This window comes from Streptomyces sp. CO7 (assembly GCF_053474865.1).
In genome coordinates, this window is the sequence record NZ_JBRIOU010000007.1 from 118,075 (window position 1) to 118,847 (window position 773).

Consider the following 773-nt stretch of genomic DNA (forward strand, 5'->3'; position numbering starts at 1 on the left):
GATGCGGGTGGCCGCCCGCCGCTCCCCGCTGCACACCCCGGAGCAGATGGCCGGGACGGCGCGCGCGGTGGCCGCCCGGCCGGGGTTCCGGCTGGTCGGCGTGATGGCGTACGAGGGTCACGTCGCCGGGGTGGGCGACGCGGTGGCCGGCAAGCCGCTGAAGTCGCGCGCGGTGCGGCTGATGCAGGCCGCCGCCCGCCGCGAGCTGGCGGCCCGGCGGGCGGCGGCGGTCCGGGCGGTGCGCGAGGTCGCGCCGCACCTGGAGTTCGTCAACGGCGGCGGCACGGGGAGCGTGCAGCACACGGTGGCGGAGGAGGCGGTCACCGAGGTGGCCGCGGGCTCGGGGCTGTTCGTGCCGCGGCTCTTCGACCACTACACGTCCTTCCGGGCCCGCCCTGCCGCCCTGTTCGCCCAGCCGGTGGTGCGGCGGCCCGGTGTGGGCGCGGTGACGGTGCTGGGCGGCGGCTACCCGGCGTCCGGCGCCCCCGGCCCGGACCGGCTCCCGCAGCCGTACCTGCCGGAGGGGCTGAGGTACGACGCGATGGAGGGCGCCGGCGAGGTGCAGACGCCGTTGCTCGGGGCGGCCGCGGACGACCTGCTGGTGGGCGACCGGGTGTGGTTCCGGCACGCCAAGGCGGGCGAGCTGTGCGAACGCTTCGACACCCTGCACCTGGTGGAGGGCGACCGGGTCGTCGGCACGGCCCCCACCTACCGGGGCGAGGGCATGACCTTCCTCTGAGGCGGTGCGGGCGGGGTGCGGGCGGGTTCACCCC

At 78.1% G+C, this 773-nt stretch carries 1 pseudogene; it reads left to right on the forward strand.

From position 1 onward, the window contains the following. A pseudogene (locus ACOV8S_RS24375) lies at positions 1–739 on the forward strand (amino acid deaminase/aldolase); the annotation flags it as partial. Between the last annotated feature and the right edge of the window lie 34 nt (positions 740–773).